Origin of the sequence: Mesorhizobium dulcispinae, assembly GCF_033977345.1 — a bacterium.
In the GTDB taxonomy this organism is placed as follows: domain Bacteria; phylum Pseudomonadota; class Alphaproteobacteria; order Rhizobiales; family Rhizobiaceae; genus Mesorhizobium; species Mesorhizobium dulcispinae.
In genome coordinates this window covers 118,092-144,589 of record NZ_JAVIIY010000006.1, presented here as the reverse complement: position 1 = coordinate 144,589, position 26,498 = coordinate 118,092, and the positions used below count along the sequence as shown (strand labels likewise).

Below are 26,498 nucleotides of genomic sequence, written 5' to 3'. Positions count from 1 at the left end.
GCGCTGCAGCATCGATTCCGCTTGACATAATTCACACTTGGTGAGTAATTGCCCATAGCCAAGGCAAATGCTCATCTTGGTTTTAGGGAGGAATTGATGAAACTTCGCACGCTCACCCTGGGCTTGTTGTCGGCCAGCGCCCTTGCGTTCGCCGCGCATGCCGAATCCATCACCATCGCCACCGTCAACAATGGCGACATGGTCCGCATGCAGAAGCTGACGGACGACTTCACCAAGGCTAACCCCGACATCCAGCTCAACTGGGTCACGCTTGAAGAGAACGTGCTGCGCGAGCGCGTCACCACCGACATCGCCACCAAGGGCGGCCAGTACGACGTCATGACCATCGGCACCTACGAGGTTCCGATCTGGGCCAAGCAGAGCTGGCTCCTGCCGCTCGACAAGCTCGGCGACGAATACGATGTCAAGGACATCATCCCGGCCATCGCCGGCGGCCTCTCGGTCGACGGCAAGCTCTATGCCGCGCCCTTCTACGGCGAAAGCTCCTTCGTCATGTACCGCAAGGATCTGATGGAGAAGGCCGGCCTCAAGATGCCCGACGCGCCGACCTGGGACTTCATCAAGCAGGCCGCCGACAAGATGACCGACCGCGCCAATGGCGTGAACGGCGTGTGCCTGCGCGGCAAGGCCGGCTGGGGCGAGAACATGGCCTTCCTCACCGCCATGTCGAACTCCTTCGGCGCCCGCTGGTTCGACGAAAACTGGAAGCCGCAGTTCGACCAGCCGGAATGGAAGAACACGCTGCAGTTCTATGTCGACCTGATGAAGGCCGACGGCCCCGAGGGCGCTTCGTCCAACGGCTTCAACGAGAACCTGGCGCTGTTCCAGCAGGGCAAGTGCGGCATGTGGATCGACGCCACCGTCGCCGCTTCCTTCGTCTCCGATCCGAAGGCCTCGAAGGTCGCCGACAAGGTAGGTTATGCGCTGGCGCCGGACACCGGCCTCGGCAAGCGCGGCAATTGGCTGTGGGCCTGGTCGCTCGCCGTCCCCGCCGGCACCAAGAAGGCGGACGCCGCCGAGAAGTTCGTGTCATGGGCAACCAGCAAGCACTATGCCGAGCTGGTCGCATCGAAGGAGGGCTGGGCCAATGTTCCTCCGGGCACGCGTTCCTCGCTCTACGCCAACCCGGAGTACCAGAAGGCGGCGCCTTTCGCGAAGATGACGCTGGACTCCATCAACGCCGCCGACCCGACGCATCCGACCGTCAAGCCGGTGCCCTATGTCGGCGTGCAGTTCGTGGCCATTCCTGAATTCCAGGGCCTCGGCACCACCGTCGGCCAGCTCTTCTCCGCCGCTCTTGCCGGCCAGTCGAGCGTCGACGACGCGCTGAAGCAGGCCCAGGACGCCGCCACCGCGGCGATGACGGAAGGCGGCTACATCAAGTAAGGCTCCTCCCGGTGCCGACCGCCGGTAGCGCATCATGACCGGCATTGGCCGCCCGAAACCCAGTTCGGGCGGCCACCTTCACAATCAGGAAAATTGTGGCACGACTCTAGACTCCGGCTGACATTTGGAGGGTGACCGTCATGGCTACTCAGCAAACTCGTTCGCTTGCCCGTTTCATGATGGCGCCATCGGTGATCCTGCTGTTCATCTGGATGATCGTGCCGCTGGCCTTCACCCTGTGGTTCTCGTTCCAGCAGTACAATCCGCTGAACCCGATCCGCGACGGTTTCGTCGGCTTCTCCAACTACGCGCTGTTCTACTCCAACCCGGCCTTCCTGCAGTCGATCCTCAACACGCTCGCCATCGTCGTCAGCGTGCTGGTCATCACAGTGATCGGCGGCATCCTCTTGGCCATGCTGCTCGACCAGCCGATCTGGGGTCAGGGGATCGTGCGCATCCTCGTCATCTCGCCCTTCTTCGTCATGCCGCCGGTTGCGGCACTTGTCTGGAAGAACATGATCATGCACCCGCAATACGGCGTCTTCGCCGATATTGCCCGCTTCTTCGGCGCCAACCCCATCGACTGGTTCGGGCAGCACCCGCTGACGGCGGTCATCCTCATCGTCGCCTGGCAATGGCTGCCCTTCGCCACGCTGATCCTGCTCACGTCACTGCAATCGCTTGACACTGAGCAGAAGGAGGCGGCCGAAATGGACGGCGCCGGCTTTCTCAGCCGCTTCTGGTACCTGACGCTGCCGCACATGTCGCGCGCCATTACCGTCGTCATTCTGATCCAGACGATCTTCCTGCTCTCGATCTATGCCGAGATCCTGGTCACCACCAATGGCGGTCCGGGCTACGCCTCCACCAACTTGCCCTTCCTCGTCTACCAGAAGGCGCTTTTGGAATTCAAAATCGGCCAGGCGTCCGCCGGCGGCATCATCGCTGTCATTCTCGCCAACATCGTCGCCTTCTTCGTCATGCGCGCCGTCGGCAAGAACCTGGACAAGTAAGGGAGGATAGAATGGCACGCGCAGTCACCACCCAGCACAAGACGATCGCCACGGCCGCGGCCTGGATCGTCGCCCTGCTGATCTTCTTTCCGATCCTTTACACGATCATCACCTCCTTCAAGTCGGAGCAGGAGGCGATCCAGGGCTTTGCCCTGATCCCCTCGGGCACCACGGAGAGCTACTCGGAAGTGCAGGCGCAGAGCGGCTACTTCAAGTTCTTCCTGAATTCGGTGATCCTGTCGGTCGGCTCCACCATTCTCGCGCTCCTGATCGCCATCCCGGCGGCATGGTCGATGGCCTTCTCGCCGACCAAGCGGACCAAGGACATCCTGATGTGGATGCTTTCCACCAAGATGATGCCGGCAGTCGCCGTGCTGTTTCCGATCTATCTGATTTTCCGCGACTCCGGCCTGCTCGACAGCCGCATCGGCCTCACCGTCATGCTGATGCTGATCAACCTGCCGATCGTGGTCTGGATGCTCTACACCTATTTCCGCGAGATCCCTGGCGAGATCCTCGAAGCGGCGCGCATGGACGGCGCCTCGCTGTGGAACGAGATCATCTATGTACTGACGCCGATGGCGGTTCCCGGCATTGCCTCGACCATGCTCTTGAACATCATCCTGGCCTGGAACGAGGCGTTCTGGACGATCCGTCTGACCACCACCGACGCCGCGCCGCTGACGGCCTTCATCAGCTCCTTCTCCAGCCCGCAAGGCCTGTTCTGGGCCAAGCTCTCGGCGGCCTCGACGCTGGCGATCGCGCCGATCCTGATCATGGGCTGGTTCAGCCAGAAGCAGCTGGTGCGCGGCCTGACCTTTGGCGCCGTGAAGTAGCCGCGCCGCAAGCGGCGGACGAAATTCGGGAGGAAACCATGGGAAACATCACGCTCAAGAACGTCTCCAAGTCCTTCGGGGCGACGACGATCATTCCGAACATCGACCTCAATATCGAGGACGGCGAGTTCGTCGTGTTCGTCGGCCCGTCGGGTTGCGGCAAGTCCACGCTGCTCAGGCTGATCGCCGGTCTGGAGGACACCAGCGGCGGCACCATCAGCATCGACGGCCGCGACGTCACCGGGGAGGCGCCGGCCAAGCGCAAGCTTGCCATGGTCTTCCAGTCCTACGCGCTCTACCCGCATATGACGGTCGCCAAGAACATCGCCTTCCCGCTGAAGATGGCGGGCGAGGACAGGGCGACCATCGACAAGAAGGTCAAGGACGCCGCGCGTGTCTTGAACCTCACCAACTATCTCGAGCGCCGACCCGGCCAGCTCTCTGGCGGTCAGCGCCAGCGTGTCGCCATCGGTCGCGCCATCGTGCGCCAGCCTTCGGCCTTCCTGTTCGACGAGCCGTTGTCGAACCTCGACGCAGCGCTCCGCGGCACCATGCGGCTGGAGATCAGCGAGCTGCACCATCAGCTGCAGACGACGATGATCTATGTCACCCACGACCAGGTCGAGGCCATGACCATGGCCGACAAGATCGTCGTGCTCAACGCCGGCAACATCGAGCAGGTCGGCTCGCCGATGGAGCTCTACCGCACACCGCGCAACCTTTTCGTCGCCGGCTTCATCGGCTCGCCCAAGATGAACCTCATCGAAGGCGCGCCGGCCGCCAAATATGGCGCCAAGACCATCGGCATCCGGCCCGAGCACATCAACATCTCGACCACGGCCGGCGACTGGAGGGCGACGGTGGGCGTTGCCGAGCATCTCGGCTCCGACACCTTCCTGCATGTCCAGACGGACGGCATCGGCACGATCAATGTGCGCGCCGACGGCGAGGTCGCCGTCAAGCATGGCGACACGGTCTATCTGACGCCCGACAAGTCCAAGCTCCATCGTTTCGGCGCCGACGGCAAGGCGCTGGCACAGTGAGGCTGAAGGGCAAATCGGCGCTGATCACCGGATCGGCCCGCGGCATCGGCAGGGCCTTCGCCGAGGCCTATGTGCGCGAGGGCGCGACCGTGGCGATCGCCGACATCAACCTCGAAGCGGCGGAAGCCACGGCGAAGGATATCGGCTCGGCCGCTTACGCCGTCCGGCTCGACGTCACCGACCAGGCCTCGATCGAGGTCGCGGTGAAATCGGTTGAGGCAAAGGCCGGAGGCCTCGACATCCTGATCAACAATGCCGCGCTCTTCGACCTGGCGCCGATCGTCGAGATCAGCCGGGCGAGCTACGACAAGCTGTTCTCGGTCAACGTCGCCGGCACGCTGTTCATGCTGCAGGCGGCGGCTCGCTCGATGATCGCGCGCGGTCGGGGCGGCAGGATCATCAACATGGCGAGCCAGGCCGGACGGCGCGGCGAGGCGCTGGTCGCGGTCTATTGCGCCACCAAGGCCGCCGTCATCTCGCTCACCCAGTCGGCCGGGCTCGACCTGATCAAGCACCGCATCAACGTCAACGCCATCGCGCCTGGCGTCGTCGACGGCGAGCATTGGGACCATGTCGATTCGCTGTTCGCAAAATACGAGAACCGGCCGAAGGGCGAGAAGAAGAAGCTGGTCGGCGAAAGCGTTCCCTATGGCCGCATGGGCAGGGCGGAAGATCTGACCGGCATGGCGGTTTTCCTCGCCAGCGACGAGGCCGAATACATTGTCGCCCAGACCTACAATGTCGACGGCGGTCAATGGATGAGTTGAGGGGGAAGGCGCGTCTCCCTTCCTCCGGGAGGACGCGTCGCGGGGCAGGTGAGGGGTAGCCTACCGGCAAACCGGATGCCGCCCCTCACCGCTCGCCCCAGGCGGGTGAATGGGGGTGGATTGTTGGGCTGCATATCGGCCGAAGGGTAAGCAAGATGACCGTGAAACTCTGTTCCTCGAACCTCGCAAAGCTTCCTTCGAAGGTTTCCGGTCCGAAATACGATCGCGCCGCGCTGAAGGCCGGCATCGTGCATTTCGGCGTCGGCAACTTCCACCGCTCGCACCAGGCCGTCTACCTCGACGACCTCTTCAATTCGGGGTTGGGCCACGACTGGGCGCTGATCGGCGCCGGCGTGTTCGAGGGCGAGAAGGCCGGCCGCGCCAGGCTCGAAGAACAGGACTGGCTGACCACCGTGGTCGAGCAAGACCAGGGCCATATGAGCGCCCGCGTCACCGGCGCCATGATCGATTTCCTGATGCCCGGCGATGCCGCCGCGACCGTCGAGCAGCTCGCCGACCCGGCGATCAAGATCGTCTCGCTGACCATCACCGAAGGCGGCTATTTCATCGACCCGGCCTCGGGCAAGTTCAACCCGGCCCATCCCGATATCGTCGCCGATGCTCAGCCGGGTGCGACGCCGACGACCGTCTTCGGCATCATCCTTGCCGGACTGGTGCGCCGCCGTTCCGACGGCATCGTGCCGTTCACCGTCATGTCCTGCGACAACATCCCTCACAACGGCCACGTCACCTCCGACGGCGTCATCGGTCTTGCCCGTCTCATCGACGAAGACCTGGCGAACTGGGTGAGGGATAACGTCGCGTTCCCGAACGGCATGGTCGACCGCATCACGCCGGCCACCACCGACCGCGAACGCGGCATCCTGGCTAACGATTTCGGGCTGGAGGACAATTGGCCGGTCTTTTGCGAGCCGTTCAAGCAATGGGTGCTGGAAGACCATTTCACCGCCGGCAGGCCGCCGCTGGAAAAGGCCGGCGTGCAGTTCGTCAAGGACGTCTCGCCTTACGAGCTGATGAAGATACGCATCCTCAACGGCGGCCATGCGACAATCGCCTATCCGGCCGGGCTGATGGACATCCATTTCGTCCACGAGGCGATGCAGGAGCCGCTGGTGCGCGGTTTCCTCGCCAAGCTGGAGCGCGACGAGATCATCCCCACCGTGCCGCCGGTGCCGGACACGGTGCTGGAGGATTACTACCAGCTGATCGAGCGCCGCTTCTCCAATCCTAAGATCGGCGACACCATCCGCAGGCTTTGTCTCGACGGCTCCAACCGGCAGCCGAAATTCATCATCCCGACCATTGCGGATCGGCTGAAAGCGGGCGAGGGCGTGGCGGGTCTTGCGCTGGAGTCCGCGCTCTGGTGCCGCTACTGCTTCGGCACCACAGACAGCGGCGCCGTCATCGAGCCGAACGACCCGAACTGGGACCGGATGCAGGCGACTGCGAAGGCAGCGAAGGACGCGCCCGGCGCCTGGCTTGCCATGGACGACATCTATGGCGATGTCGGCCGCTCGCCCATCTTCATGCAAGCCTTTGCCCATGCGCTCGACGTGCTGTGGGCGAACGGCGCGCGCGAAACCTTGACGCGCTATCTCGCCGGCAAGCTCTGAAGGCACTGGAAGCCGGTTGAATGACGCCCGAACTGGTCATTTTCGACTGTGACGGCGTGCTGGTCGACAGCGAGGCGCTTTCGGTCTCGGCGCTGCTCGGCATGATCGAGCTCGCCGGCGGCACGGTCAGCGAGGATGCCGCCTACGAGCACTTCCTCGGCAAGAGCATGAAAAGCGTGCGCGAGATCCTCGGCCGCGATTTCGGGCTTGAGATCAGCGACCAGCACCTCACCGCCATGCGTGTCGACCTGATGCGCAAGTTCCGCGAGGAGCTGAAGCCGATCCCCGGCATCAAGGAGATCTTGCCGAGGCTAGGCCTGCCCTGTTGCGTCGCCTCTTCTGGCACGTTGGAGCGCATCCGCTACGCCCTTGACGTCACCGGCCTGCTGGGCCTGCTGGAGCCGCATCTCTTCAGCGCCGCCATGGTCAAGCGCGGCAAGCCGGCGCCGGATCTGTTCCTCCATGCGGCTGCCACCATGCGCGCCAAACCGCGCAAATGCCTGGTCATCGAGGACAGCCCGGCCGGCGTCGCTGCGGCGCGGGCGGCGGGCATGCGCGTCTTTGCCTTCACCGGCGGATCGCATGCCGACAACCCTGCTTTGAAGGCGCGGCTTGCGTCGACCGAACCGGACTTTATATTCGCTGACATGCTGCAATTGCCCGATCTGATTGCAGGCCTGGGAGCGAGAGTAAAAGCATCTTGACGACGAGTTTCGTTTGCGCGGTCGATGTCGGCACCGGGAGCGCTCGCGCGGGCATCCTCGACGCGCATGGCAATCTGCGCGGCCGCGCCGAGCGGCTGATCGCCATGCACCAGCCCCGGCCCGATCATGCCGAGCATGACTCGGAAAATATCTGGTCGGCCGTGTGCGCCGCCGTGCGCGCCGCGCGCGAGAAGGCGAACGTCGCCGCAGCGGATATCGTCGGCATTTCCTTCGACGCCACCTGCTCGCTTGTGGTGCGCAACAGGCAGGGTGGCCAGCTAAGCGTCTCCGTCACCGGTGAGCGGCGCTGGGACACCATCGTCTGGCTCGATCACCGTGCCATCGCCGAAGCCGACGAATGCACGCAAAGCGGCCATGCCGTGCTCGACTATATCGGCGGCGTGATGTCGCCGGAAATGGAAACGCCGAAGCTGATGTGGCTGAAGCGTTACCTGCCGGGGACATGGAACGAAGCCGGCTATCTGTTCGATCTCGCCGATTTCCTGACCTGGAAGGCGACCGGCTCGCTCGCCCGCTCACAATGCACCCTGACGGCCAAATGGACCTATCTCGCGCATGAGGAGACGAGCTGGCGCCGCGACTTCTTCGATCTCGTCGGGCTTGGCGACCTTTTCGAGCACGGCAACCTTCCGGAGAAGGCGAGCCCGGTCGGCGCCGATATCGGCCCGCTGACGGCGCAAGCGGCCGCCGATCTGGGCCTCACCGAAAAATGCCGCGTCGGCGCGGGTGTCATCGACGCCTATGCCGGCGCGCTTGGCGTGCTCGGCGGCTTTGCCGGCGACGAGAAAGATATCAGCCGGCATCTGGCGCTGATAGCCGGCACCTCGTCCTGCGTCATGGCGATGTCGCAGGATCCGCAGCCTTTCGCCGGCGTCTGGGGCCCTTACTATGGTGCTGCCTTGCCAAAACTCTGGCTGTCGGAAGGTGGCCAGTCGGCCACCGGCGCGCTGCTCGACCACATCATCCGCTGGCATGGCGCCGGCGGCGAGCCGGATGCCGCGATGCATGCGAAGATCGCCAGGCGCGTCGCCGAGCTGCGCGCCGCGGAGGGCGATGCGCTGGCATCAAGGCTGCATGTGCTGCCGGATTTCCACGGCAACCGCTCGCCGCTCGCCGACCCGCATGCGGTCGGCGTGGTCAGCGGGCTGACGCTCGATTCCTCCTTCGACAGCCTGTGCAAGCTCTACTGGCGCACCGCCGTCGGTATCGCGCTTGGCGTGCGCCATGTGCTGGAAGCGCTGAACGAGAACGGCTACCTGATCGACACGCTGCACGTCACCGGCGGCCACACCAAGAACCCGCTTTTGATGGAGCTCTATGCCGACGCCACCGGCTGCACCGTCATCGAGCCGCTGGCCGATGAGGCGGTGCTGCTCGGCACCGGCATGGTGGCCGCGACGGCCGCCGGGCTTTACCCCGACCTCAACGCCGCCTGTGTCGCCATGCAGCAGGGCGGCAGGACGCGCCCCTCCAACCCGGCTGCCGGCGCCCGCTTCGACCGCGACTACCGGATTTTCCTCGAGATGCACCGGCAGAGGCGCGCGCTCGACGCGATAGGGTAAAGCGGAGGCCTGCTTCGGCCTATTGCTTGCGCAGCGACACGCCCGTCGTCGCGTCGAACAGATGGATGCTGTCCTCGTCGAAGCTGTAGCGCACAGGCGCGCGCAGGTCCGGACATTCGCGAGCCGGCACCAGCGCGCTGATCTCCTTGCCGCCGGAGCCGAACGTCACCAGCGCGTCATTGCCGTGGAATTCGATGAGATCGGCGGTGCCTTGCAGCAGGTTGCAACCACGATCGGCGCCCGCCGTCTTCAGGTCCGGAGGTCGGATGCCAAGCACGGCGCGATCGCCGTTCTGCAGATGGTATGCTTGCCCCGCGATCGAAAGAACCGTTCCCGCGCCGGTCAGCGTCCAGCCGTTGCCTGCCCGGCCGACCGTCACCTCGATGAAATTCATATTCGGCGTTCCAATGAATCCAGCCACGAACATGTTACCGGGCCGGCGATAGATTTCCGCCGGCGAGCCGGTCTGCTCGATCACGCCATCTTTCAGGAGCACGATCCGGTCGGCGAGCGTCATCGCTTCGAGCTGGTCATGCGTGACATAGACGGTCGTGGTCTTCAGCGACTGGTGCAGCCTGGCGATCTCGACGCGCATATGATTGCGCAGCTTGGCGTCGAGATTGGACAGCGGCTCGTCGAACAGGAACACTTTCGGCGTCTTGATCATGGCGCGCGCGATCGCCACGCGCTGCTGCTGGCCGCCGGAGAGTTCGGTCGGCTTGCGGCCGAGATAGGGCTCCAGCCCAAGCGTCTTCGAAACCGCCTCGACCCGCTTCCTGATCTCGGCCGCCGGCACCTTCTGCCGTCTCAGTCCAAAGGCGATGTTGTCGAAGATCGTCATATGCGGATAGAGCGCATAGTTCTGGAACACCATGGCGATGCCACGGTCGCCGGGCTCGAGATCATTCACCACCTTGCCGCCGATCGACACCTCGCCGCCGCTGATGTCTTCCAGCCCGGCCAGCATCCTGAGCAGAGTAGACTTGCCGCAGCCGGACGGGCCGAGGAAGACGACGAACTCATGCTCTTCGATCGACAGGTTGAGGTCGCGGATGACGGTCGTGGCGCCATAGGCCTTGTCGACATGGGAGCAAACGATCGCGGACATGGGTCACCCCTTCTCGCCGGTGATCAGGATTTGCAGCTTGACGTCCTGCGGGCTGCCTTGGGCCGCTCGCTCGAACGCCTTGATGCTTTCGGAGAAATCATAGGTGCCGGTGATCAGCGGCTTGAGGTCGACCTTGCCGGAGGCGATCAGCTGCAGGGCGCGGTCGAAGATGTTGGCGTAGCGGAACACCGTCTCGATGCGCACTTCCTTGGAGATCGCCGCCGGCACATTGAGGCCGACCGGCTCGACCGGCAGTCCGACCAGCACCACCGCGCCGCCCGGCCGCACGACATCGAACAGATCGGCGAAGGCCTTCGGGCTGCCGCTCGCCTCGAACACGATGTCGGCCCCCCAATTGTCGGTCGCCGTCGCAACGGCATCAGCCAGCGATTCCTCGCCGATATTGACCGGCACGATGCCCGGATACTGGGCGGCGATCTTCAATTTGGGCGCGGAAAAATCAGAAATCAGCACTTTGGAGCAGCCCCCCGCCAAAGCCGCGAGCGCGATCATGATGCCGATCGGGCCACAGCCGACGACGACTGCGACGTCGCCGGGCACGATCCGGGCGCGCGCCGCCGCCTGCATGCCGATGGCGAAGGGCTCGACCATCGCGCCCTCGGCGAAGGAGACATTGTCCGGTAGCTTGTAGGTGAAGCCCGCCGGATGCACCGCATAGGGTGCAAGCACGCCATGCACCGGCGGCGTGGCCCAGAAGCGGACGTCCGGATCGACATTGTAGATACCGAGCTTCGTCGCGCGCGACGAAAGGTTCGGCACGCCCGGCTCCATGCAGACACGGTCGCCGATCTTCAGTGACGTGACATTGGCGCCAACCTCGACGATCGTTCCCGACGCCTCATGGCCGAGCACCATCGGCTGGCGCACGATATAGCTGCCGATGGCGCCGTGCGTGTAGTAGTGCACGTCGCTGCCACAGACGCCGACGGTATGGATGGCGATCTTGACGTCGTCGGGTCCGACCTCGAGCGGCAGCGCGATCTCGCGCAGCGACAGTTCGCCTTTTTTCTCAAGTACCAGTGCCCGCATCGGGTGTCCTCGCATCAACTTTTCTTTTGCCGGAAAACGGAATTCAGGAAGCCGCTCAGCACGCCGAGGAACAGCAGCGGCGGCAGCGACAGAAGCACCACCGAGGCGTTGAGGATGCCCCACGGCACGTTCATGCCTTGCTGCGACAGCTCCGAGGCGACGATCGGCAGCGTCTTGGCGTTGGAGCTCGACAGCATCAGCGCAATCAGGAACTCGTTCCAGACCAGCACGAAGCTGAAGGCGATGGCGCCGGCGAGCGAGCGCGCCGCGACGGGGAGCGCGATCCGCCAGAACACCGAGTAGGCGCCATAGCCGTCGACGAAGGCGGCTTCCTCGATCTCCTTTGGCACGCCCTGGAAGGCAGGGATCGCCAGCCACATGATCACCGAGATAGTGAGCAGCGAATAGGTGACGATGAGCGCCGGCAAAGTGTCGTAAAGACCGACCTGAAGCCAGATCACCATCAGCGGGATGGCCACCGCCACCGGCGGCAGGAAGCGCAGCGAGAGCACGAAGAACTGAATGTCGCCGGCGAAGCGGTTCGGATAGCGCGCCACCGCGTAAGCCGCCGGCAGGCCGAGCGCGACGCCGATCAGCACGGCGGAGCCGCAGGCGACGACCGAGTTGTAAAGCCCGGTCAGCACGCTGTCGCGACCGAGGATGTAGGAGATGTTGGCAAGGGTCGGCGTGAACGCCAGCCGCGGCACCCGCGTGATGATGTCGACATTGTTCTTCAGCGCATTGAGCGCCGTCCACAACAGCGGGAACACGGCCAGGAATCCGGCCAGCGCCAGGACGGCCTTGCCGATCAGGCGGCCGGGTCTCATGCCTGCACCCGCTTCCACAGCAGCGTGAAGGTGATGACGGTCGCGATCATCATCAGCACCGCCATAGCCGAGGCGTAGGAGACCTTGCCGGATTCGATGAAGCCTTGCGAGAAGGCATACATGTCAAGCGTCTCGGTCGCGACGCCCGGGCCGCCGCGCGTCATCACATAGATGAGATCGAAGGAGCGCAGCGACTCGATCATCTTGACGAACATCAGGCTGATCAGCGGCGCCTTGAGCATCGGCAAGGTCACATAGGCATGGATCTGCCAGCGCTTGGCATGATCGAGCCGCGCCGCTTCGATCGGCTGCGGCGGCAAGGTCTCGAGCAGCTTCAGCACGATGACGGCGAAGAACAGCCCCCATTGCCAGACGTCGACCGATGCGACGGCGAACAGCGCCGTCGAGGCCTTGGACAGCGGGTCGAAGATCAGCCCGCCGGTGATCAGCCTGTAAGGATAGGTGGCGATGCCATAGAGCGGGTGATAGGCGAACTTCCACACGAAAGCCGCCGAGACGCGCGGCAACAGCACCGGGATGATGAACAGCAGGCAATAGACATTGCGCAGGCGCGGCGCGGCGACCTCGAACATCAGCACGCCGAGCCCGATCGCCAGCGCCATCGTCGCCACCACGGTGACGATCTCCCATTTCACCGAAACCCAGACGGCGTTGAGGAAGCGGCGGTCGAGGAAGAGGTCGGCGAAGTTCGAGAACCAGACCCAGGAATAGGCCGGCGCGCTGAGCTCGCGGTTCTGCAGGGCGATCACGATGGCGTAGAGCGTCGGCACCATCGACAACACCAAAAGGATGGCGAGGGTGGGAGCGAGAAATGTGACCGGCAGGGAAGAACGTCGGCGCATGGCCTATCCTCGGGTTTGTCGCGGGTGCCTTGGATCGCGGGATGAACCCGCGGCGCACGGGTCCCGGCATTCCGGCGAATGCCGGCGACCGCGCGCCACGGGCGGGAGGATTACTTCTTCTTCACCAGCTCGTCGGCATAGGCTTCGAGCTCGTTGAGGCCGCCCTTGATGTCGGTGCGGGTGCCGGTGACCAGCTCTTCCAGGATGATGCCCCAGCGGTCGCCGAGGTCGGGCCAGCGCGGATCCTGCCAGAAGTTCACCGCCGTGACCTTGCCGGTATCGGCCAGCGCCTGGCCGAGATCGGTGCCGTAGATGTCGGCGAACTCCTTGCTGGAGAGGATGCTGGTGCGGTTGAGCTCGCCGAACTGATGCGCGTCGAGCCGGCGCTTCTCGTTCTCCTTCGACGTCGCCCAGGCGATGAACAGGCCGGCGCACTTCTTCGAGGCCTCGTCCGCATTGGCCTTGGTGCCGATGGCGAGTCCATGGCCGTAGCCGCCGCCAGGCAGCGGCGAGGGCGGCGGCAGGAAGCCGACCTTGCCGACCACCTGTGAGGTCTTGGGATCGACCGCCATGCCCGACAGCGGCGTCGATTCGACCAGGATGGCGACCTGGCCGGAGAGGAAGGCGCCGGTCGATTCGTCCCAGCTGCCGGTCTGCGTGCCGGGGGCCGAGTCCTTGAACAGCTTGAGGTAGGTCTCCGTCGCCTTCACGGCCGCGTCCGAATTGAAAGCCGGCTTGTCGCCGTCGAACCACTTGCCGCCATAGGCTTTGAAGAACGGCATCCAGCGCCAGACATTGGCGCCCGAGCCGCGCGCGCCGCGCAGCGCAATGCCGTACATGCCCTTGTCGGGATCGTTCAGCTTCGCCACGTCGGCGATGAGGTCATCGAGCGTCTTCGGCGGCTGGATGCCGGCGGCCTCCAGCAGGTCCTTGCGGTAGACCATCAGGTCGCCGCCGCCGGTGAGCGGCGCGAACCAGACCTTGCCGTCATAGGTCGCCACCTTCTGGCGGCCCGGATCGAAATCGGCGAAGTCGTATTCAGCCGGATAATAGTCGGTCAGCGGCGCGATCCAGCCGGACGAGGCGAACAGCGCCACATTGGCCTCGTCGACATAGTAGACGTTGTAGTTGCCGACCGTGGAGGCGTCTGCGCGCGACTTCGCGCGGCGGTCGTTCTCGTTGAGGTAGTCGATCTGGAAGGAAGCGCCGGAGAGCTTCTTGAACTCGTCCTTGGAGTCCTCCAGAAGCGTCAGCCCGTCGCGCGGCTGCGCCAGCACCTTGATGGGCGCGGAGCAGACCGGCGCCTGCGCAAGCGCTGCGGTTGATACGGAAGCGGTAAGCACGAACGCTGCGCCGAGGCTGGCAGCGAGCCGATTTGATTTCATTGATTTTTCTCCTCCAGGAACACTCGCGGAAAGCGGAGGTCCCTCGGGCTAAGCGACCTCACCGTCGCCCGGGTGACCTTCCACCCGTCGCCAAAATGAGCAGTTGGAAGGGGCGAGACTAGAAGCCCCGTTGCAGCCGACCTGTACTTTTATGCATTGTGCGATGCAAAAAATGGCAAGAGCAAAGTCTGCTCGTCACACGAGTATCACTCATTGGAAGGGGACGGCTCTGGACCCCGTCAGGCTCGCAGCGTCAACCTCTGCCGCGACAGCTTGCGGTAGGAGGACGGCGTCATCTTGTGCTTGCGCAGGAAGGCCCGGTTGAAGTTGGAGATGTTCATGTAGCCGACCTGGAAGCAGATGTCGGTAATCGGGATATCGGTGTCGGCGAGCAGCTTGCAGGCCTGCCAGAGTCTCAGCTTGGCGACATGATCGCTGAAGGAGTTGCCGGTGTTCTTCTGGAAGAAGCGCGAGAACGTGCTTTCGTTCATGCCGGCAAGTGCTGCCACGTCCGGCAGCTTTAGGTCCTCGGCGAAATGCTGGAACAGATAGGTCAATGAACGCTGGATGATGTCCAGCGATTCAGCGTCGAGAAGTGGCGAGAAGTCGGGCGACGACAGCAACTCGTACTGGTCGGTAGCAGCCAAAAGATCCAGCAATTCGAGGAACAGGCGGAACCTGGCCAGCCCATGCACCTCTCCCATTCTTTCCATCAGCTCGGCGCCATCGAGCGCCGTCTGGCCGTGGAAGACCATGCCGCGCAGCGACCGCTCCAGAAACGGCTCCAGCTCGCGCAGCTCCGGCAGCAGCCCCGCCGATCCGCGCAGTCGCTCGGGGTCGAATTGCAGCACGATGTCCCGGCCCTCGATCAGCTCCCCAGGCTGCACGGCCGTCACCCAGTCATGCGGCAGGCCGCCGCCGACGATGGTCAGATAGCCCGGCCCGAACTCGCCGATGTGGTCGCCGACCAGCACCACGCCGGAGGATTTGCGTAAGAGATGGATTTCGTACTCGGGATGGAAGTTCCAGACATTGCGCTCCCACGGATAGTCGTCCAGCCGCCAGAGAAAACTGTCGCTCGCTTCCGTCACGATGTGCTCGAAGGCGGGCACCGTTCGCGGGATCGCGGCCGTGTTCTTTCTGCGCCTGAACGGCATTCATTTCCTCCCGGCATGGTCCGCCGGCTGCACATGCTTGGCATCCGTAGCAGCCCACGGCCGGCATATGAAAGAGGCATCGAAGAGTTCGAGGTTCCTTCTGGATCAATGACTGGCCGCTCCTCCTCCCTTGCCAATATGTCGCATTTCGTTCAATAGACGGCGCAAACGGCGCCATCTTGCGCCGTTTAAGTGCGGCTTCCGGGCTTCGTCCCGACGCGCCGCGATCTGAAAGAGCGGAAAATGTCTGCGATCGAAGCCGGCGCTCGCGCGCCGGAAAATCTTTGGCGTCAGGAAATCAGGGCGACGCTGGCGCTCGCCTGGCCGATGGTGCTCACCAATCTCGGCCAGACCGCCATGACCGCGACCGACGTGATGATGATGGGCCGGCTGGGACCCGACACGCTCGCCGCCGGCGCACTCGGCTCCAACCTCTATTTCATGCCGCTGATCTTCGGGCTCGGCCTGATGCTGGCGACCTCGCCGATGATGGCGACCGAGCTCGGCCGCCGCCGCCATTCGGTGCGCGACCTGCGCCGCACCGTGCGCCAGGGCCTGTGGCTGGCGGTCCTTGTATCGATCCCGATCTGGCTCTTCCTCTGGCACGGCGAAGAGGTGCTGTTGGCCATGGGTCAGAAGCCGGAACTCGCTCATCAGGCGGGCATCTACCTGCACTGGCTGCAATGGGCGGTGCTGCCCTTCTACGGCTATATCGTGCTGCGCTCCTTCATCTCGGCGCTGGAGCGGCCGGGCTGGGCGCTGATCATCGTCTTCGTGGCCGTTGCCTGCAACGCCTTCTTCAACTGGGTCTTCATGTTCGGCAATCTCGGCGTCCGCTCGATGGGCATTGCCGGCTCGGGCCTTGCCACCTCGCTGTCCAGCACGCTGATGTTTGCCGGCTTGGCGGCCGTGGTGGTGCTGGAGAAGAAGTTCCGCCGCTACCGCCTGTTCGGGCGCTTCTGGCGCTCCGACTGGCCGCGCTTTGGCGGCCTGCTGAGGCTCGGTTTGCCTATCGCCGGCATCCTCGCCTTCGAGGTGACGATCTTCAATGCGGCCGCGCTGCTGATGGGCCTGATCGACGCGGATTCGCTGGCCGCCCACGCCATCGCCATCCAGATCGCCTCGATTTCCTTCATGGTGCCGCTCGGGCTCAACCAGGCGGTCACCGTGCGCGTCGGCCTGGCCCATGGCGCCGGCAATCCGGAAGGCGTGTCGCGCGCCGGCTGGACGGCCTTTGTCATCGGCGTTTCCTTCATGGCGCTGATGGGGCTGGTGATGATCCTCTGGCCGCATCTTCTGATAAGCGCCTTCATCGATCTCGCCGATCCGGCCAATGCCAGGGTGATCACGCTCGCCGTGTCGTTCCTGGTGTTTGCGGCGCTGTTCCAGATCTTCGACGGCGCGCAGGCGGTGGCCGCCGGCATGTTGCGCGGCCTGCACGACACCAAGCTGCCGATGATCTATGCCGCGATCGGCTATTGGGGTATCGGCCTGCCGCTCGGCGTGCTGCTCGCTTTCCATTTCAGCCTCCACGGCGTCGGCATCTGGATCGGCCTGGCGTCGGGGCTGGCCGTGGTGGCGGTGCTGCTGCTGGCGCGGTGGCTCAGGCGCGACCGCATCGCGCCGGCGCTGTCGTTCAGTCACTGAGAAGGACCGCTGGTCGACCGGCGGTTCAATGCGCTGCCGCGCGCTCGAGCTGGCGCGCATATTGCGTCAGCGGGAAGCACATGACGAAAAAGATCAGCGCCACCAGGCCATAGACGGTGAACGGTTCGAAAGTCGCGTTGTTGATCGCGTTGGACGTCCTCACCAATTCCTCGAAGCCGATGATCGAGGTCAGCGCCGTCGATTTGATCAGTTGCACCAGGAAGCCGACGGTCGGCGCGCGGGTGATAGAGAACGCCTGAGGCAGGATGATCAGCCTGAGTTCCTGCAGGTAGTGCAGCCCGAGGCTGGCGCCGGCGTCCCACTGGCCGCGCGGCAGCGCGTCGACGCCGCTGCGCCAGATCTCGGCGAGATAGGCGCTGGCGAAGAAGGTCAGCCCGAGCATCGCCGCCGTCCACGGCTCGATGCGCAGCCCGAGCATTGGCAGCCCGAAGAACATCAGGAAGAGCTGCATCAAGAGCGGCGTGCCCTGGAACAGCGCGATGTAGCCAGAGGCAAAACGCCGGATCCATTTGTTCTTGGATATGCGCAGGAACAGCACGGCAAGACCGACCAGCGCGCCGCCGATGAAGGCGGCGAGCGACAAAAGCACCGTCCAGCGCGTGGCGAGCAGGAGGTTGCGCAATATGTCCCAGAGGGTGAACTCGATCATGACACGCCGGCTCCCAGCGCGCGACGCCCGCCGCTGACCAGCAGCCGGCGCAGTCCCATCGACAGGCCGAGATAGACCAGGGTCACCACCAGATAGGTCTCGAAGGCACGGAAGGTGCGTGCCTGCAGCATGTCGGCCTCGTAGGTCAGCTCGCGCACCGCGATCTGCGACACGACGGCAGATTCCAGCATCATGATGACGATCTGGCTGGTCAGCGCCGGATAGATCACCTTCAGCGCCTGCGGCAGCACGATCTTGACGAACACCTGGCGCGGCCGGAGACCGAGCGAAAGTGCGGCTTCAGTCTGCCCGCGCGGCACGGCGTCGAGACCGGCACCGACGATCTCGATCGTATAGGCCGCCATGTTGAGCGTCATCGCCAGCATGGCGGCCAGGATCGGGTCCAGCCTGACGCCGAGACTTGGCAACCCGAAGAAGATGAAGAAGAGCTGCACCAGGAACGGCGTGTTGCGCATCACCTCGACATAAGCGGCGATCGCCGTCCGGAGCGGCTTGGGACCATTTCTTTTGCCGGCGGCGCCGAGGATGCTGAGAAAGGTTCCCGCCAGCGTGGTGACGGCGATCAGAAGGACCGTCGTCGCCGCGCCGCGCGCGATCGCGCCCGCTGCACCCGCAAGCCAGCCGAAGTCGAGGCTGTAGCCCATCGCGATTGGCCCTGTTGGAAAAGCGCTTAGCGCATCGAGCAATTCCAGGAAAAGTGTGAAGCGGTTTTCCGTCCGGAATTGCGTGAAAACAATGTGCGGAAGCGGTTCAGCGCTTCATGGCGAGCTGAACCGCTCGGGAGATCAATCCTTGAGGTTGTCGGGATTGAGCGGCGTCTTCAGCCAGGCCTTCGAGCTCTCGTCCAGCTTGCCGTCGGCCAGCATCTTGGCAACCGCGTCGTTCACCGCCTTCTTCAGCCGATCCTCATTCTTGTTGAGGCCGATATGCGAGGGCGAGGTGAGCAGCTGGAATTTCTGCTCGGGCTTTAGCGCCTCCTGGCGTGCCAGCACCTGCGCGCCGACATCGTTGCCGACCACCATCAGCTGCGTCTGGCCGGAGATGAAGGCCTGGATGACGGAATTGTAATTGTCGAAGCGGCGGATGTCGGCCGAAGCGGGCGCCGCCTCGGTCAGCGAGGTGTCCTCAAGCGTGCCGCGATTGACGGCGATCGACTTCTCGGCGAGGTCCTCCTTGCCTTTGACGGCAAGCTCGGCCGGGCCGATGACGGCGATATAGTAGGGTGCGTAGGCGGCGGCGAAATCGATAACCTGCTCACGCTCCTTCGAGTAGCCGACGCTCATCAGGATATCGACGCGCTTGTCGGTGAGATACGGGATGCGGTTCTGGCCGGTGACGCTGACCAGGTTGAGCTTCACCTTCAAGCCATCGGCGATCGCCTGCGCGACGTCAATGTCATAGCCCTTGATGCTCATATCGGCGCTGGCCGAGGAGAAGGGCGGGAAGTCCGAGAAGATGCCGACATTGATGGCGCCGGCCTTGGTGATGTCGTCGACGGCGTCGGCCTTGGCCTGCGTGGCAAGGCCGGCGGCGCCGAGCATCATAGCTGCCGCGAGTGCGGATTTCAGTGCATTGCGAAGTGTCATTGTCATTCCCCTGCTGGAAGCTTGTTTGTTGAAACCGGCCGCCGGCTCCAGCGCGACGGCCGTGTTGGTTCGCGTCAGCCCCTCTTGATCGCTGGGCTGAACACCATCAGGCTTAGAATCTCGAACAGCACCTGGGCGCCGACATGGGCGGTATTGGTCGTCGCGTCATATTGCGGCGCCACCTCGACGACGTCGCCGCCGACGATGTTGAGGCCCTTGAGACCGCGCAGCAGCTCGAGCACCTCGCGCGTCGTCAGCCCGCCGACCTCGGGCGTGCCGGTGCCTGGCGCGAAGGCCGGATCGATGCTGTCGACGTCGAAGGAAATGTAGGTCGGGCCGTCGCCGACAATCTTGCGCGCCTTCTCGATGATCGCGGGGATGCCGAGGCCGGTCACCTCCTCGGCATGCACCACCGTCATGCCGGACTCGTAGGTGAACTCCCACAGATATTCGGCCGAGCCGCGAATGCCGATCTGGATCGTGCGGGTGGGATCGAGCACGCCGTCCAGCACCGCGTTGCGGAACGGTCCGCCATGGTGGAACTTGGTCATGTCGAACAGCCCGCTGGTGTCGCAATGGGCGTCGATATGGATCAAGCCGACCGGCGCTTGTCTGCCGACCGCTTTCAGGATCGGATGGCTGATCGAGTGGTCGCCGCCGACCGACAGCGGCAGCACGCCCGCATCGACGATCTGGTTGGTGCGCTTTTCGATGTCCTCGTGGCTGATCTCCAGCCGGTAGCGGCTGCGGAACGGCGTGTCGCCGATATCGGCGACGCGAAGCTCATGCGTCGGCGCGCATTCCAGCACATGATTGTAGGGACCGATGCGCTCGATGGCGCGCAACGCTCGCGGCCCGAAGCGCGAGCCGGGACGATTGGTGACGCCGAGGTCCATTGGCACGCCGATCATCGCCACCTGCAGATCGCCGAAATCCGGATTGTCGGCGGCCACCTGGCGGTAGGGCGCGGCAAGGAAGGTCGGGATGCCGGAATAGGGGGCGAGCCGCGTGCCGCTCTTGGAAAAGATCTTGTCGGCGACCTTGCGGAATTTCGGATCGAACATCTCGCCGCCATGGCTCTCGCCATATTTGCGGCGCAACGCTTCGAGCTTGCCGCGATCGTAACCCATCTCCGGTCCTCCTCTGTGACTGCTTGCAGCGCAGCGGTCTGCACGGACGATTGCCAAGCCAGCCGTCATCCGGCTGGATCGTTGCCCCGCTGCGCCTGCGGATTTCACGTCTCTTGAAGCTGTTCCGGCAAAAGTGTCGGGCAGCGGCATTGAAAAATCAATTGATATTGTTACGGTCTTGGTTGTGAGAAAATCTCACAAAGTTGGGAGCTGTCCGTGGCCAAGCGCCTGCCGCCGTTGAACCCGCTGCGCGCCTTCGAGGCGACGGCGCGGCATGCCTCGCTGACCAAGGCGGCGGGCGAGTTGAACGTCACCCACGGCGCGGTCAGCCATCAGATCAAGGCGCTCGAGCAATCGCTCGGCGTAAAACTCTTCGAGCGCACCGGTCAGCGCGTGAAGCTGACGCCGCATGGTGCGGAGTTCCTGCCGGCGGTTTCGGCGGCCTTTGAAGGCATCGCCGCCGCCACCCAGCGCATGACAAGGCCGGCAAGCGCCGGCGTGCTGTCGGTCTCCTGCGTGCCCGCGCTGCTCTTGTTGTGGATGACGCCGCGGCTCGGCTCCTTCACCGCGCAATATCCCGACATCCAGCTCACGCTGATCCCCTCCAACGATCCCAAGGACATCCGCGCGCCGAACATCGACGTCTGCGTGCACTATGGCGACGGCAGCTGGAGCGACTGCTGGATCCGCAAATGGTCGGGCCTCGAACTCTTTCCGGTGGTCAGCCCGACCCTGATCAACAACCGGCCGATCCGCAGCGTCCGCGACCTCGCCGACCACGTCTTCCTGCATGGCGACGACGGCCGCGAATGGCACACCTGGCTCGCCGCCGCCGACGCGCTCGACCTGGAGCGCGGCCGCCGCCATCATCTGGGCGATGCGCGCATGGCGACCGAGGCGGCAGTCCACGGCCATGGCGTGGCGCTAGGCGATTCCGTGACGGCGCGCGCCTTGCTCGCCAGGGGCTTGCTCGTCGCGCCCTTCACGTTGTCGGTCCCGGCTGTCGACGATTTCTATGTCGTCTGCCGCAACGAGATGCGTTCGGCGCCGATCGTCCAGCTCTTCATCGACTGGCTGTTCGCCGAGAAGGAACAGGACGAGGGCCGGGCCGATGCGCCCGTGGCGGGCCGTGTGCCGAGCCGCAGGAAACGCCCCGCGCTCAAGGTGATCGGCGCAAGAGCAATTCCAGGAAAAGTGTGAGCGGTTTTCCGACTGGAATTGCGTCAAAACAAAAAAGCCAGAGCATTTCGCCGTTTCCGTGAAACGGTGAAATGCCCCGGCGCGGCGTCCTGACCCGCTGGACTTGCATAGCTGCTTTTTGTCGGGCCAGCTTGCAAAGCAGGAAGCGCTTTCAAAAATACAATGCTAAGAGGCAGTTGGCGAAAGCAGTTTCAGGAAGCTGCGCGGCGGGTTTCCGTCCGGAATTGCCTGGAAACAAGGACATGAGGCGTGGCGCCTGAAATCGTGCAGGCGCGACACGCTTTTTGGGTGAGCAGATATGGCACGAACCGATATAGCGCGGCGCGTCTACAACCACACCTGGAAGCTGGACCCGATCGTCCGCAGCTTGCTCGACACCGACTTCTACAAGCTTCTGATGCTGCAGATGATCTGGGGCATGTACCCCAAGGTCGACGCCACCTTCACGCTGATCAACCGCACCACCTCGGTGCGGCTCGCCGACGAGATCGACGAAGGCGAGTTGCGCGAGCAGCTCGACCACGCCCGCACCTTGCGTTTCTCGAAGAAAGAAATGATCTGGCTGGGCGGCAACACCTTCTATGGGCGCAAGCAGATATTCGAGCCGGAATTCCTCGCTTGGCTCGAGGATTTCCAGCTGCCCAACTATGAGCTCGCCAAGCGCGACGGCCAGTTCGAACTGTCCTTCCACGGCCCCTGGATGTACACGACGCTCTGGGAGATCCCGGCGCTTGCCATAATAAACGAGCTCCGCTCCCGCGCGGCCTTGCGCTCCTTCGGCCCGTTCGCGCTCGATGTGCTTTACGCCCGGGCCAAGGCCAAGATGTGGGACAAGACCGAGCGGCTGAAGGCGTTGCCCGGCATCCGCATCTCCGATTTCGGCACGCGCCGCCGCCACTCTTTCCTGTGGCAGCGCTGGTGCGTCGAAGCGCTGAAAGAAGGCATCGGCGACGCCTTCACCGGCACTTCCAACGTGCTTCTGGCCATGGACAACGACCTCGAGGCGCTCGGCACCAACGCGCATGAATTGCCGATGGTGTTTGCAGCGCTTGCCAATTCCGAAGAGGAGTTGCGCGAAGCGCCCTACAAGGTGCTGCAGGACTGGCAGCGCTACTATGGCGGCAATCTCTTGATCGTGCTGCCCGATACTTTCGGCACCGCCGCGTTCCTGCGCGATGCGCCGGACTGGATCGCCGACTGGACCGGCTTCCGCCCCGACAGCGCGCCGCCGATCGAAGGCGGCGAGAAGATCCTCTCCTGGTGGCGCGAGAAGGGCAAGGACCCGAGACAGAAGCTGCTCATCTTCTCCGACGGCCTCGAGGTCGAGACCATCGAGGAGGCCTATCGCCACTTCAAGGGCAAGGTGCGCATGTCCTTCGGCTGGGGCACCAACCTCACCAATGATTTCGAAGGTTGCGCGCCGACCGAGACCAAGAGCCTCGATGCCATCTCCCTGGTTTGCAAGGTCAGCGAAGCCAATGGAAGGCCGGCGGTGAAGCTCTCCGACAATCCCGCCAAGGCGACGGGGGACGAGAAGGAGATCAAGCGGTACTTGAAGATTTTCGGCGAGAAGGATCGCGTGAGGCAGCTGGTCAAGGTGTGAGGGCTTAAGGCCACGACGAATGGAATTCCTGGATAGGCTGAGTTCCTTCGCGCCCCCCTCTGTCCTGCCGGACATCTCCCCCACAAGGGGGGAGATTGCTCCCTCATCTCCGCCTTCGCCAATCTCCAACGTTGAAAGAAGATCGCCGGCGGCGGAACCGCCAATCTCCCCCCAAGTGGGGGAGATGTCCGGCAGGACAGAGGGGGGCGCCGTAGAGCGCCGACCTTGGAGGTTGGCCTTTCTTGCATCTGCCTTAGCAGCCGTTCTCCCCACCTCCGCCTTCGCTCACGCGTCCGACCGCGGCCATGTCCTGCTTTTGCCCACCGGCTATTACATCGCCGGCGGCGCTTTTGCCGTGGCCGTCAGCTTCCTCGTCCTGGCGCTGCTGCCGCCCGCCGCTCTCGACCGCTTCTGGCGACGGCGTCTGCCTCTATTCGCCTTCGGCGACGGCCCGCGCACCATCGTCAGCTTGCTTTCCTTTGCCGGCTTCGCTCTGCTTGTCGCCGCCGGCCTCTTCGGCAGCCGCGACCCGCTTTCCAACCCGCTGCCGCTGGTGATCTGGACGCTGCTCTGGGCCGGCTTCACCCTGCTGCAGGGCGTGTTCGGCGACCTCTGGCCATGGCTCAACCCATGGTACGGACCTTGGCGCGTTGTAAGCTGGCTTGCCGGCAAAAGCGAAGGCGAAACGCAGTCATCGCGCCTGCCGCGACAGCTCGGCCTCTGGCCGGCCTTCGTCCTGTTCTTCGCCTTCGCCTGGTTCGAGCTGATCGACCCGGCGCCCGACGATCCATCGCGGCTGGCCCTCGCCGCCGGTGTCTATTGGCTGTTCAGCTTCGTCGCCATGCTGGCCTTCGGTTACGAAGACTGGAGCAAGCGCGGCGAGTTCCTGACGATCTTCTTCTCCATGGTCGCCCGCTTCGCGCCCTTCCAGCGCGAGGAAGGTCGGCTTGGCCTCGGCTGGCCGGGCGCCAAGCTGCTCGTCGTCGAGCCCCTGCCGCCAAGCGGCATGGCGTTCCTTCTGTTGGCGCTGTCGTCGGTCTCCTTCGACGGCGTGTCCAAAACCTTCTTCTGGCTCGGCCTGTTCGACATCAATCCGCTGGAATTTCCCGGCCGAACCGCGCTGATCGGCATCGGCAGCTTCGGCCTCGTGCTGACGTTCGTCCTGCTGACGGCCGTGTTCGCGCTTGCGGTGTTCCTCGGCCAGGGCCTTGCCGGCAAAGGACATTCGTTCGGCGGGGCAGCCGGCCTGCTGATTTGGTCGATCGTGCCGATCGCGCTCGCCTACCACATCGCGCACTACCTCACGGCGCTACTCGTCGACGGCCAATACGCTCTGGTCGCCGTGTCCGATCCCTTCGCGCGCGGCTGGAACCTGTTCGGCACCGCCGACAGGATGGTCGAGGCCGGCGTCGTGGCCGGCGCCCAATCGGCCTGGTGGCTGTGGAACCTGCAGGCCGGCGTTATCATCGCCGGCCATGTGCTGGCGGTCCTGATCGCGCATGGCCTCGCTTGGCGTCTCCACCCGCAGCCTTCGCGCGCGGCGCTCAGCCAGCTGCCGCTCACCCTGTTGATGATCGCCTACACGGTATTCGGCCTATGGCTGCTTGCCACGCCGACGGCTGGATGAGACAGGGGCGCCCTCTTGTTCGGCAATTCCGGACGGAAAACCGATACACACTTTTCCGGGAATTGCTCCGAATGACGCCAGGGAAGCTCGCTTGCCACGTCATGGCTTTGGTGATTTAGTTTGTACACATGCAATTTTCGCGTCCTCCGAGCACGGAGGATCGAGCCGCCTTATCGCTGGTCAGACTGAAAAAACAGGGGAACGGACATGGCTGACAAGAACGGATTTTTCGACCTCTCCAAGACCACCCTTTCGCGCCGCACCGCGCTGAAAGGCATAGCCGCCGGTGCCGGCCTTGCGCTGGCGCCCGGCTTCGTCCGCTACAGCCAGGCGCAAAGCTCGGCGCCGATCAAGATCGGCTTCCAGTCGCACCGCACCGGCATCGGCGCCGCCTATGGCCGCTGGTACGAGAAGACAAGCGCCGCCGCGGTCAAGGCGATCAACGACGCCGGCGGCATCAGCGGCCGCAAGGTCGAGCTTGTCATCGAGGACGATGGCACCGATCCCGCCCGCGGCGCCGAGGTGGTCGGCAAGTTCGCTACCCAGCACAAGACCGACATAGTCTTCGGCACGCTGTTCTCGCATGTCGTGATCGGCTCGGCGCCTTCCGCCGGCGAGAACAAGATCCCCTATTTCGTGGTCAGCGAAGGCCATCACGTCGCCTCGACCAAACTCAACCGCTACGTCTTCCAGCCGGGCATCACCGACGTGAAGAGCCAGATCCAGTCGATGGCGCCGTGGATCGCGGCGAACGCCGGCAAGAAGGTGACGCAGATCTTCCCCGACTTCGCCTTCGGCTACGACCATCGCGACTACCTGCCGCCGGCGCTGAAGGCGCAAGGCGCCGACGTCATTGCGCAGATCGCCATCCCGCCGACGGAATCCTCCTTCACCAAATACTTCCCGCAGATTCCCGCAGAGACCGAGGTCATCTACCACGTCATGGTCGGCCCGGCCGTGCTCACCTTCGTCAAGGAGCTCGGCGAGTTCTACGGCTCGCAAAGGCCGCAGCTGTTCGGCTTCATGGATTCGCTCGAGGCCACCGATATCAACAGCCCCGGTCTCGAATTCCTCGACGGCAGCCATTTCTGGGAAGGCTCGCCGCGCTACGCACAGCCGGACGATTCCGCCGCGCAAAAAGCTTACCGCGCCGCCGTCGGCATCGACGACAATGGCGCGGCGGTCGGCGACCCCAAGGACGTCTCCACCGCCTCGCACATGTTCGGCTGCTGGGAAACGCTCTACGTCGTCAAGAAGGCGATGGAGGATGCCGGCTACAAGGGGCCGGAGGACCGTGCCAAGCTGGTCGAGGCGACGGAAGCGCTGAAGGAATTCGCCGAGGGGCCGGAGCATCCGCAAGGTCCCAAGACGTTCAACGGCAAGATCCACCAGTGTTTCGGCATCCAGAACATCTCCAAGGTCGAAGGCGGCAAGCTCAAGGTCGTCCACAAGACCAAGATCGAGGACGGCCTTTACGAGCCGGAAGGGGACTACACGACGCAGGCGTTGTAGGTTTGGCTTCGCCTGTAAGCGTGGGCGCCAAGCCACCCCCCTCTGTCCTACCGGACATCTCCCCCTCAAGGGGGGAGATCGGCTGTCACAATCGCTTTCGCCAGTCGCCACGGCTGATGGGTGAT

Annotated in this window: 23 protein-coding genes; 13 read left to right on the top strand and 10 right to left on the bottom strand. The window is 64.0% G+C overall.

Features of this window, described 5'->3' with window-relative positions; translation table 11 throughout:
- Window positions 1-96: 96 nt before the first annotated feature.
- The 8 genes from RFN30_RS15380 (at window position 97) to RFN30_RS15345 (ending at window position 8,987) form a co-directional block, all read left to right on the top strand.
- Complete coding sequence (locus tag RFN30_RS15380; RefSeq protein WP_320262941.1) at window positions 97-1,407, top strand: ABC transporter substrate-binding protein; 1,311 nt, start codon at window positions 97-99, stop codon at window positions 1,405-1,407.
- Window positions 1,408-1,547: 140 nt separating this feature from the next.
- A complete protein-coding gene (locus tag RFN30_RS15375; RefSeq protein WP_320262940.1) occupies window positions 1,548-2,420 on the top strand; it encodes a carbohydrate ABC transporter permease in 873 nt (290 codons plus the stop codon).
- 11 nt (window positions 2,421-2,431) lie between these two features.
- Complete coding sequence (locus RFN30_RS15370) at window positions 2,432-3,256, top strand: carbohydrate ABC transporter permease (RefSeq protein ID WP_320262939.1); 825 nt, start codon at window positions 2,432-2,434, stop codon at window positions 3,254-3,256.
- Between the two features lie 38 nt (window positions 3,257-3,294).
- A complete protein-coding gene (locus tag RFN30_RS15365) occupies window positions 3,295-4,299 on the top strand; it encodes an ABC transporter ATP-binding protein (RefSeq protein WP_320262938.1) in 1,005 nt (334 codons plus the stop codon).
- Window positions 4,296-5,066, top strand: coding sequence for an L-iditol 2-dehydrogenase (locus RFN30_RS15360; protein ID WP_320262937.1), 771 nt, complete (start codon window positions 4,296-4,298; stop codon window positions 5,064-5,066). The genes RFN30_RS15365 and RFN30_RS15360 overlap by 4 nt, the downstream gene beginning before the upstream one ends.
- 155 nt (window positions 5,067-5,221) lie before the next feature.
- Window positions 5,222-6,700: a mannitol dehydrogenase family protein gene (locus tag RFN30_RS15355; protein ID WP_320262936.1), complete on the top strand. Its 1,479-nt coding sequence runs from the start codon at window positions 5,222-5,224 to the stop codon at window positions 6,698-6,700.
- A 20-nt stretch (window positions 6,701-6,720) separates the two neighbouring features.
- Entirely contained in the window at window positions 6,721-7,404 is a 684-nt protein-coding gene (locus RFN30_RS15350) for an HAD family hydrolase (protein ID WP_320262935.1), read from the top strand.
- Window positions 7,401-8,987: an FGGY-family carbohydrate kinase gene (locus RFN30_RS15345; RefSeq protein WP_320262934.1), complete on the top strand. Its 1,587-nt coding sequence runs from the start codon at window positions 7,401-7,403 to the stop codon at window positions 8,985-8,987. Before RFN30_RS15350 ends, RFN30_RS15345 begins: the two co-directional genes overlap by 4 nt.
- Window positions 8,988-9,006: 19 nt before the next feature.
- Here RFN30_RS15345 and RFN30_RS15340 read toward each other — a convergent pair whose 3' ends face one another.
- The 6 genes from RFN30_RS15340 to RFN30_RS15315 all read right to left on the bottom strand — a co-directional run bounded on the left by RFN30_RS15340 (window position 9,007) and on the right by RFN30_RS15315 (window position 15,377).
- A complete protein-coding gene (locus RFN30_RS15340; RefSeq protein WP_320262933.1) occupies window positions 9,007-10,095 on the bottom strand; it encodes an ABC transporter ATP-binding protein in 1,089 nt (362 codons plus the stop codon).
- 3 nt (window positions 10,096-10,098) lie between these two features.
- The gene (locus RFN30_RS15335; protein WP_320262932.1) at window positions 10,099-11,145 is read right to left on the bottom strand and encodes an NAD(P)-dependent alcohol dehydrogenase; all 1,047 of its coding nucleotides are present in this window, start codon (window positions 11,143-11,145) and stop codon (window positions 10,099-10,101) included.
- A gap of 14 nt (window positions 11,146-11,159) precedes the next feature.
- Window positions 11,160-11,972 (bottom strand): carbohydrate ABC transporter permease, encoded by an 813-nt coding sequence (locus RFN30_RS15330; RefSeq protein WP_320262931.1) that lies wholly within the window; start codon window positions 11,970-11,972, stop codon window positions 11,160-11,162.
- Window positions 11,969-12,835: a carbohydrate ABC transporter permease gene (locus RFN30_RS15325; protein WP_320262930.1), complete on the bottom strand. Its 867-nt coding sequence runs from the start codon at window positions 12,833-12,835 to the stop codon at window positions 11,969-11,971. The genes RFN30_RS15330 and RFN30_RS15325 overlap by 4 nt, the downstream gene beginning before the upstream one ends.
- A 110-nt stretch (window positions 12,836-12,945) precedes the next feature.
- A complete protein-coding gene (locus tag RFN30_RS15320) occupies window positions 12,946-14,220 on the bottom strand; it encodes an ABC transporter substrate-binding protein (protein ID WP_320262929.1) in 1,275 nt (424 codons plus the stop codon).
- Window positions 14,221-14,459: 239 nt separating this feature from the next.
- Entirely contained in the window at window positions 14,460-15,377 is a 918-nt protein-coding gene (locus tag RFN30_RS15315; RefSeq protein ID WP_320262928.1) for an AraC family transcriptional regulator, read from the bottom strand.
- A 243-nt stretch (window positions 15,378-15,620) separates the two neighbouring features.
- Here RFN30_RS15315 and RFN30_RS15310 point away from each other — a divergent pair, with 243 nt between their 5' ends.
- The gene (locus RFN30_RS15310; RefSeq protein ID WP_320262927.1) at window positions 15,621-17,024 is read left to right on the top strand and encodes an MATE family efflux transporter; all 1,404 of its coding nucleotides are present in this window, start codon (window positions 15,621-15,623) and stop codon (window positions 17,022-17,024) included.
- Window positions 17,025-17,049: 25 nt separating this feature from the next.
- Here RFN30_RS15310 and RFN30_RS15305 read toward each other — a convergent pair whose 3' ends face one another.
- From RFN30_RS15305 to speB, 4 genes are all read right to left on the bottom strand, one after another.
- Entirely contained in the window at window positions 17,050-17,694 is a 645-nt protein-coding gene (locus RFN30_RS15305) for an amino acid ABC transporter permease (RefSeq protein ID WP_320262926.1), read from the bottom strand.
- Complete coding sequence (locus RFN30_RS15300; protein ID WP_320262925.1) at window positions 17,691-18,359, bottom strand: amino acid ABC transporter permease; 669 nt, start codon at window positions 18,357-18,359, stop codon at window positions 17,691-17,693. The genes RFN30_RS15305 and RFN30_RS15300 overlap by 4 nt, the downstream gene beginning before the upstream one ends.
- A 141-nt stretch (window positions 18,360-18,500) precedes the next feature.
- Window positions 18,501-19,301, bottom strand: coding sequence for a transporter substrate-binding domain-containing protein (locus RFN30_RS15295; protein WP_320262924.1), 801 nt, complete (start codon window positions 19,299-19,301; stop codon window positions 18,501-18,503).
- Window positions 19,302-19,375: 74 nt separating this feature from the next.
- Window positions 19,376-20,431, bottom strand: coding sequence for an agmatinase (speB, locus tag RFN30_RS15290; protein WP_320262923.1), 1,056 nt, complete (start codon window positions 20,429-20,431; stop codon window positions 19,376-19,378).
- 216 nt (window positions 20,432-20,647) lie between these two features.
- On the opposite strand from speB, the gene gcvA reads away from it, so the two are divergent.
- The 4 genes from gcvA to RFN30_RS15270 all read left to right on the top strand — a co-directional run bounded on the left by gcvA (window position 20,648) and on the right by RFN30_RS15270 (window position 26,373).
- Complete coding sequence (gene gcvA, locus RFN30_RS15285; RefSeq protein ID WP_320262922.1) at window positions 20,648-21,631, top strand: transcriptional regulator GcvA; 984 nt, start codon at window positions 20,648-20,650, stop codon at window positions 21,629-21,631.
- A 298-nt stretch (window positions 21,632-21,929) separates the two neighbouring features.
- Window positions 21,930-23,234 carry a nicotinate phosphoribosyltransferase gene (pncB, locus tag RFN30_RS15280; RefSeq protein ID WP_320262921.1) on the top strand — a complete coding sequence of 435 codons (1,305 nt, stop codon included), beginning with the start codon at window positions 21,930-21,932 and terminating at the stop codon, window positions 23,232-23,234.
- A 184-nt stretch (window positions 23,235-23,418) separates the two neighbouring features.
- Complete coding sequence (locus RFN30_RS15275; protein WP_320262920.1) at window positions 23,419-24,861, top strand: hypothetical protein; 1,443 nt, start codon at window positions 23,419-23,421, stop codon at window positions 24,859-24,861.
- A gap of 207 nt (window positions 24,862-25,068) precedes the next feature.
- Complete coding sequence (locus RFN30_RS15270) at window positions 25,069-26,373, top strand: ABC transporter substrate-binding protein (RefSeq protein ID WP_320262919.1); 1,305 nt, start codon at window positions 25,069-25,071, stop codon at window positions 26,371-26,373.
- The last annotated feature ends 125 nt before the right edge of the window (window positions 26,374-26,498 follow it).

Excerpts from the sequence above, each read along its gene's own strand:
- RFN30_RS15380 (WP_320262941.1), top strand. The coding sequence starts at position 97 with ATGAAACTTCGCACGCTCACCCTGGGCTTGTTGTCGGCCAGCGCCCTT.
- RFN30_RS15375 (WP_320262940.1), top strand. The coding sequence starts at position 1,548 with ATGGCTACTCAGCAAACTCGTTCGCTTGCCCGTTTCATGATGGCGCCA.
- RFN30_RS15370 (WP_320262939.1), top strand. The coding sequence starts at position 2,432 with ATGGCACGCGCAGTCACCACCCAGCACAAGACGATCGCCACGGCCGCG.
- RFN30_RS15365 (WP_320262938.1), top strand. The coding sequence starts at position 3,295 with ATGGGAAACATCACGCTCAAGAACGTCTCCAAGTCCTTCGGGGCGACG.
- RFN30_RS15355 (WP_320262936.1), top strand. The coding sequence starts at position 5,222 with ATGACCGTGAAACTCTGTTCCTCGAACCTCGCAAAGCTTCCTTCGAAG.
- RFN30_RS15350 (WP_320262935.1), top strand. The coding sequence starts at position 6,721 with ATGACGCCCGAACTGGTCATTTTCGACTGTGACGGCGTGCTGGTCGAC.
- RFN30_RS15340 (WP_320262933.1), bottom strand. The coding sequence starts at position 10,095 with ATGTCCGCGATCGTTTGCTCCCATGTCGACAAGGCCTATGGCGCCACG.
- RFN30_RS15335 (WP_320262932.1), bottom strand. The coding sequence starts at position 11,145 with ATGCGGGCACTGGTACTTGAGAAAAAAGGCGAACTGTCGCTGCGCGAG.
- RFN30_RS15330 (WP_320262931.1), bottom strand. The coding sequence starts at position 11,972 with ATGAGACCCGGCCGCCTGATCGGCAAGGCCGTCCTGGCGCTGGCCGGA.
- RFN30_RS15325 (WP_320262930.1), bottom strand. The coding sequence starts at position 12,835 with ATGCGCCGACGTTCTTCCCTGCCGGTCACATTTCTCGCTCCCACCCTC.
- RFN30_RS15320 (WP_320262929.1), bottom strand. The coding sequence starts at position 14,220 with ATGAAATCAAATCGGCTCGCTGCCAGCCTCGGCGCAGCGTTCGTGCTT.
- RFN30_RS15315 (WP_320262928.1), bottom strand. The coding sequence starts at position 15,377 with ATGCCGTTCAGGCGCAGAAAGAACACGGCCGCGATCCCGCGAACGGTG.
- RFN30_RS15310 (WP_320262927.1), top strand. The coding sequence starts at position 15,621 with ATGTCTGCGATCGAAGCCGGCGCTCGCGCGCCGGAAAATCTTTGGCGT.
- RFN30_RS15305 (WP_320262926.1), bottom strand. The coding sequence starts at position 17,694 with ATGATCGAGTTCACCCTCTGGGACATATTGCGCAACCTCCTGCTCGCC.
- RFN30_RS15300 (WP_320262925.1), bottom strand. The coding sequence starts at position 18,359 with ATGGGCTACAGCCTCGACTTCGGCTGGCTTGCGGGTGCAGCGGGCGCG.
- RFN30_RS15295 (WP_320262924.1), bottom strand. The coding sequence starts at position 19,301 with ATGACACTTCGCAATGCACTGAAATCCGCACTCGCGGCAGCTATGATG.
- speB (WP_320262923.1), bottom strand. The coding sequence starts at position 20,431 with ATGGGTTACGATCGCGGCAAGCTCGAAGCGTTGCGCCGCAAATATGGC.
- pncB (WP_320262921.1), top strand. The coding sequence starts at position 21,930 with ATGGCACGAACCGATATAGCGCGGCGCGTCTACAACCACACCTGGAAG.
- RFN30_RS15275 (WP_320262920.1), top strand. The coding sequence starts at position 23,419 with ATGTCCGGCAGGACAGAGGGGGGCGCCGTAGAGCGCCGACCTTGGAGG.
- RFN30_RS15270 (WP_320262919.1), top strand. The coding sequence starts at position 25,069 with ATGGCTGACAAGAACGGATTTTTCGACCTCTCCAAGACCACCCTTTCG.